At 34.8% G+C, this 5,883-nt stretch carries 6 protein-coding genes and 1 pseudogene; 3 read left to right on the top strand and 4 right to left on the bottom strand.

Translation table 11 applies throughout. The features are described from left to right. Nucleotides 1-342 precede the first annotated feature (342 nt). The 4 genes and pseudogenes from erm to HMPREF2811_RS09345 form a co-directional block, all read right to left on the bottom strand. Nucleotides 343-1,074, bottom strand: coding sequence for a 23S ribosomal RNA methyltransferase Erm (erm, locus tag HMPREF2811_RS09360; protein ID WP_071409099.1), 732 nt, complete (start codon nt 1,072-1,074; stop codon nt 343-345). Between the two features lie 486 nt (nt 1,075-1,560). Beyond that, nucleotides 1,561-3,066 (bottom strand): RNA-binding domain-containing protein, encoded by a 1,506-nt coding sequence (locus tag HMPREF2811_RS09355; RefSeq protein WP_071409098.1) that lies wholly within the window; start codon nt 3,064-3,066, stop codon nt 1,561-1,563. A 294-nt stretch (nt 3,067-3,360) separates the two neighbouring features. Then, a pseudogene (locus HMPREF2811_RS09350) lies at nt 3,361-3,804 on the bottom strand (recombinase family protein); the annotation flags it as partial. Nucleotides 3,805-3,978: 174 nt separating this feature from the next. After that, nucleotides 3,979-4,248, bottom strand: a complete 270-nt coding sequence (locus HMPREF2811_RS09345; protein ID WP_071409096.1) for a recombinase family protein — start codon at nt 4,246-4,248, stop codon at nt 3,979-3,981. A gap of 558 nt (nt 4,249-4,806) precedes the next feature. Here HMPREF2811_RS09345 and HMPREF2811_RS09340 point away from each other — a divergent pair. From HMPREF2811_RS09340 to HMPREF2811_RS11485, 3 genes are all read left to right on the top strand, one after another. Beyond that, nucleotides 4,807-5,082, top strand: a complete 276-nt coding sequence (locus HMPREF2811_RS09340; protein WP_141749308.1) for a hypothetical protein — start codon at nt 4,807-4,809, stop codon at nt 5,080-5,082. 20 nt (nt 5,083-5,102) lie between these two features. Further along, complete coding sequence (locus HMPREF2811_RS09335) at nt 5,103-5,330, top strand: hypothetical protein (RefSeq protein WP_071409094.1); 228 nt, start codon at nt 5,103-5,105, stop codon at nt 5,328-5,330. Next, nucleotides 5,323-5,883, top strand: a 561-nt coding sequence (locus tag HMPREF2811_RS11485; protein WP_168164978.1) for a hypothetical protein, incomplete at its 3' end; no start/stop codon positions are given. The genes HMPREF2811_RS09335 and HMPREF2811_RS11485, both read left to right, overlap by 8 nt.

The raw sequence follows: 5,883 nt of genomic DNA, 5'->3' as shown, positions 1-5,883 counted from the left end.
ATCAAGATACTCTGATATAGGACGCTTACTTTATATACGACACATGACACAAATTTTCTTTAAAATAATACTAAAGAGAGACAAAGGCTATGCATAATCACTGCATAGCTCCATGTCTCTCCTATTTTTCGTTAAGATTAATGTTTAACTAATTCTTCAATCAATCTTTCAAAAAGATTATATCCAGCTCATATTAGTAGAGCTTTTCAAATATACATCACTCTTTTCATCAATATGTCTTAAAAATTGCTCATTGTGCAATCCGCCTGAATTTATGTTTGTCTACATATCAATAGTCTAGCCAACACTAGGGATAAAACTTAAGAATCATAATCTATAAATTTAATTAAACAATTGATAACTCTCAAATATACTATCAAATTGTTCCAATGTGACCTGACTAAAATCATTAATCTTTACATTTTGTTTAACTCTTCGAATTTGGTTTTTAGTAAATAATTTTCGATAATCTTTATTCACCCAGCTATACACAAAATCCTCATAGATTTGTCTATCTCTTGATGTCATATAATTATTGAGTCTTTTCATTCTAATTAGTGAAGAGTCAACACAAGGTCTAGGATGAAATATTGTTCTCGGAATATTTTTTACGATTGATATTTCTAAATCTTTTCTAAGGATTAATGCCAAAGCTCGATTCATATCTAATAATCTTTTTGCAAAGCCTTCTTCTACAATTAAAAAACTGTCGCTTGCCGAGGTTTCGTAAGCAATCTTTTTTACAAGATCGGTACTGATGTTGTAAGGTATATTTCCATATATTTTATAATCCTTGTCATGAGGGAAACTATAGGACAAAACATTCTCATTAATAATGTTAAGATTATTTTGATTTCCAACTCTTTTTCTAGTTGCCTCGCACATCTTTGTATCAATTTCAATGGCAGTTACTTCCTTACAAATTTTGCATAATTCTTTTGTAAAATGTCCTTTACCAGATCCTATCTCATATAATAAATCATTCTGTGAGATATTAGTTAAGGATAATATGCCTTCAATGTCTTCTTTAGCAGTAATAAAATTTTGTGTGTATTTAATTTGTTGTCTTTTCATTATAAGTCCTTTCTATAGGCTATAATGAATGCTATTCATTATAGCCGTTAACTAAATAACAGGTCTACAATGAATAATTTTTACAACAAACATACTTGTACAATTCAAATTAATTCCTCCTCATAGTTTATTTTATGAGAAGTTTGCTTTTACTACAGCTATACTTAAATTACTCAAAAGTTTTCACTCCAATCTGAATAAATTCTAAAACCATTTTACCAAAAAACTATGTTATTAACAAGATTCATAAAATCCTAAAAAGACATATCTTGCCTCCTTTAAATTAATTATTTATACTCCCGCTTTGTTATTTTTCTATCCTAATTATTTCCATACTGGAAAGACCAATTTCAATACATTTATCATTGATAACAACTTCCTTGACCAACTGATTCGTCAAAGCCTCATCATACTCTTCCAGCCGAGTGCGTTCGAGTACAGGTATAGATTAATTTAGGTGCTGTGAGAGTTTGGTTTGGTTAACACTTATTCAGAATCTCGGCGCACTATATTATCTTCTATTAATCTTAATAATCTTTTCATACCATAAGATTGTTCAGGGGATGATAATTTAAAAACATATCTTGTTGAACGACCTTTACCTATAACATCAATCATATTTTTTTCTAGCAAATCGTTAATGGTAGTTCTAAACATATGATTTTCCATTGACAATTTTTCATTAGCCTCACTTCTACTAATTGATTGGTGTTCGACTAAATAATACAGTATTCTCTGCTGCTCTTCAGGGTATGTTTCAAAGGTTTTTTCCAAATCGACTTTCCAAATTCTTACTACTGTTCGATTTTGTTCTCTAATTACTTCTGGTAATTTTAATCTATATTTCGATGCAACATCAAAAATACGCGGACCTCCACTACCTGCTTTTTCTGAAATTCCAATCCTGCGCATGATAGATGACATGGTATGGTTTCTAATATTCGAGTTTCCTCCATGAATGAATTCATCAACAGTTATTCTCATCTTTCCGGGATTTATAAATTCATAATAATCCGGATAAGCATTAATTCTAATTGGAGTATCGGAATCGTAATAAGCATGCATTAATGAATTGACTAGAGCCTCCCTCACCGATGTCAGCAAATCCGATTTGAACGGCAATCGCATTTTCGTGCTTTCATCCAGCACAAACTCATCCTTTATTGATAATTTCAATTTGTCTATAGCCAATCTCAGAAAGCTAAAAACATTTAATTCAGGGAAGGCTGCATCTCCTGTAGAGATTCGATCAACCCAGTCTGTCACTAAAGAAGACTCTTTTTCAAAATAATCAAGTTGAAAACCAGGGTATCTATCAGTTATCGCATGAAATTTACCGAAAAACAACAGGCCCCCTGTAGTGATATAATATTTTCCATCGCCTTGTCTATCTTTCCGTAAAGCTCCAATTTCAATTAACATTGCTTCATGACTCATTTCAAGATATTTTTCATTTTTAGTTTGATCAAAAAGCAATTTTTTATAAACTTCTAAATCATCCTCATTTAAATCTCCTATATCATAATTTTTAAGTAACTCATTATCTGTTACTTCATGAGAGCCTACTACCAGTGCTTTGTATTTTTCTGTTGAGAGCTTTCTGTCGCCTTCACCCAATCGCTCATATGCTAACCGGGGGTTATTCTTTAGATAAATTGGTTTTAAATTATATGGTGCTTCTGGGATATGAACGAAAATGACATTTGTGCCATCCTCTAGATTTATAATTCGAACATCTTCATCTTCAATAATATTTGCGCTAACTTTTTGAGTGTTATTAAGCAAGTTAAACAAATCATCTCTTAGTTTATAAGGATCATCTACTCCAGTCACTTCATTATTTTTCTCATCCACTCCAAATACCACAAGACCACCATCAGTATTGGCGAAAGCAGAATAAGTATCCCAGAATGAGTCTGGAACATTATTTTTTGCTTTTTTTAGTTCAACGTTCTTTCCCTCAGTTAACTCTAATAATTTTTTTTTATCCATCTATATACCTCTGTTTTTTATATTTTAGCACGATTCACGCACGATTAATTTCTAAAAAGAGCCCTTTGTAAAGGGATTCTTTATTTATTTCTTGATTTTTTTGCACGATTCACGCACGATTCACGCACGATTTATTCATAATTATTCGCTTTATTTTCCTAATCTATCGAAAAAAACTACCTTACGTGCGAAATAATTCTTCTAATAATTTTGCGAGTTTTAGGTTTCGAACCTATTATAGCAAAAAGAGAGACATTGGGCTATGCAGTGATGCTGCATAGCCCAATGTCTCTCTTATTTGTCAATATTAATTATGTCCCTAGTCTTCAACTCGACTTCAATACATTCATCCTTAATGACCACTCCCTCGACCAATCGATTCGTCAAACCCTCACCATACTCCTCCAGACGAGTGTGCTGAGTTTTCAAAAAAGCCTTGATGTCCGATAAACGTCGCCGCTTTTCTTCATTAATCGCGTTTTGAATCATCAGCTCTTGCTTCTTTTCTCTAAGTTCATAGATTTGTTCCGCAATACGTTCATAATCTTCTTTCTGGTTAGCAGCTTGATTGAGTTGCTTTTGTAAGTCATGAAGCAGATCATCCACTTGTTCCACTGTCTGGTCATAGGTCTGATTCATAACCTGACTAATATTATGCTCTAATTGCTTTAAAAAACCCTCTTTTCCCTCAATCATCTGGTTCAAGGCATCAACAACGGCTAGCTGCAAGACTTCTTCCTTGACTGTTCTGGCTGGACATTGGGTATGATTTTTAACTCGAGTTTCTCAAGGCCAGACAGTTGACTTACTTCCACGACTGCTCCACTTAATGCGTCGGAATATATCGCCACAGTAACTGCAGAACACTTTCCCTGTTAAAGCTTGCTTCCCTTGATGAAGCCGCTTCTTCTTTCATTTACCAGAGTAAAGGTTACTTCGCCTGACTCTTTCTTGCTGGGCTAGATTAAAGATATCCTTAGAAACAATTGCTTCATGATTATTCTCAATGTAATACTGAGGAACTGTAACATCGTTATCAGTTCGCTGCTTCGTGAGACAATCCACTGTGAAAGTTTTCTGCAACAAGGCGTCTCCCATATATTTTTCATTGTTGATGATTCGGTTGATATCGTCTCCGGTCCAATTTAGCTTGCCTGACCCCGTTGGAATTTGATTTCTCATCTACCCTTTCGCAATCACTCCTGATATTCCCCCTATTTATTATTCAATAGGGTTATTTTCTATCAAAAGTGGCTCACTTTTCAATTATTATAGTGGCTCACTTTTAAGTTAACATATACAGAGCATTCCAATTCAGATGCAACGGTCTATGTCGACCGCATGTATATCAATAACTTGTTATATGAGCTTCAACAAACCTTTGGCTTTGATTTGACGGAAAGCCACCTGAGTGCCTGGGGAAGTACCGTTTACTTTTATCCGACTGAATTGGTTGAATTAGGAAGGTTGAATGAGTTCTATCTATTCAGTGGAGAAACTTCATAGTACCAAACCATTGAGCTACGGTTTACGCACGCTTATGAAGAAGATAATCCTGATATTCAAGCGAATCAACTCCCAATGATTTAATCTTACTTCCACCTATTCGTGAAGCTACTGAACCCTAATTTAACTGAGAAAGAGATCAATTCTGCCTTTGACAACTATATCGAAACAGGTAATACAAAACTTGATGATATCGTTATTAGGCGCAAAGGTTTCACTGATAATACTATCAGTATGTCACGACGTGTCCGATACAAACTAGAGGATGTTCAGCTAGATTATATCTTAAGTGTACCTGACATCCAAGCCAGCCAAGTCTTGATACAGTCAGAAACGATGCATGAAGCAACCGTCCCTCAAATCAAGCCAGTTGAGAAAATCTTTGCCCAAACTACCTATGATCATTCAAATGTTGACCAAGTTTTTGGTAGTGATACCAACTTAAAAAATCATTATAAAGAAGAGGTTATTCAAGTACTTAATGCCCTCCCTTACCATAAGAGGTGTTAGAAATTTCAGGAGACATTTTATTGGATTCTCCTGATAATTGGATGATCATCGAACCAAAGAGCGATGAGGATTTTCGATATGAAGTCTATATAGGTGACCTGGATTTTGATATCGATGAGCCTGTTGAGATTCAAGCCTATAATTTTGGAATACAATTAATAGAAAGAAAATCCCTCATGTTGATTCCGATAACAATTAAACAAAATGGGCAAACAATCTACAGCTTAGGAGGCGATATTAATGAATAGAAAACTGACTTTCAGTTTATTGGTGGTTGCTATCCTGTCAGTATTTTTTGTCGGATTTGCGAAAAACCAAGCCGATCGTCCTGTTCATAGCAAACTCTCCGATAATATGGCTGTATACGCCAACGTTCCTCCTAGTCGATTCCGTGATAAAATCCCGTCCTTGAACCCAACGACTAGCACAGGACCATACTTTATGAACTTATCTGAACAACAACTCATGGAAAGGTCTAAGTTTAATGCAGAACATCTCACTGCCAACGCGATTAATGAGGAATACTTAAAATTCCAAGGTGCACGAGTGAATCTCGCTGACCAACAGATTCGCATTGGAACTAATGACTACAATTATAAAGAAATTGATAATCAGGACGATACTCCTTCTTACACCTTATCAGAGGGCAGAGATGATGTGATAAGTCCTACTAACTTAACCTTACTAATTCGACAAGCCCAATCTGAAATGAAAGACCGAAATCAAACTATCTGGTCGGCGACAAGATGGGGACTTGCACTCTTTATCGTCATGTCAGTGATTGGATTATTGTTACTATTC

It is taken from the genome of Globicatella sp. HMSC072A10, from assembly GCF_001811625.1.
Taxonomy (GTDB): Bacteria; Bacillota; Bacilli; order Lactobacillales; family Aerococcaceae; genus Globicatella; species Globicatella sanguinis.
The sequence above is the reverse complement of the archived record's forward strand: the minus strand, read 5'-3'. Positions and strand labels throughout refer to the sequence as shown.

Bases quoted from the DNA above. Each gene is read 5' to 3' on its own strand.
- HMPREF2811_RS09355 (WP_071409098.1), bottom strand. From the start codon at position 3,066: ATGGATAAAAAAAAATTATTAGAGTTAACTGAGGGAAAGAACGTTGAA.
- HMPREF2811_RS09345 (WP_071409096.1), bottom strand. From the start codon at position 4,248: ATGAGAAATCAAATTCCAACGGGGTCAGGCAAGCTAAATTGGACCGGA.
- HMPREF2811_RS09340 (WP_141749308.1), top strand. From the start codon at position 4,807: ATGTCACGACGTGTCCGATACAAACTAGAGGATGTTCAGCTAGATTAT.
- erm (WP_071409099.1), bottom strand. From the start codon at position 1,074: ATGAAAAGACAACAAATTAAATACACACAAAATTTTATTACTGCTAAA.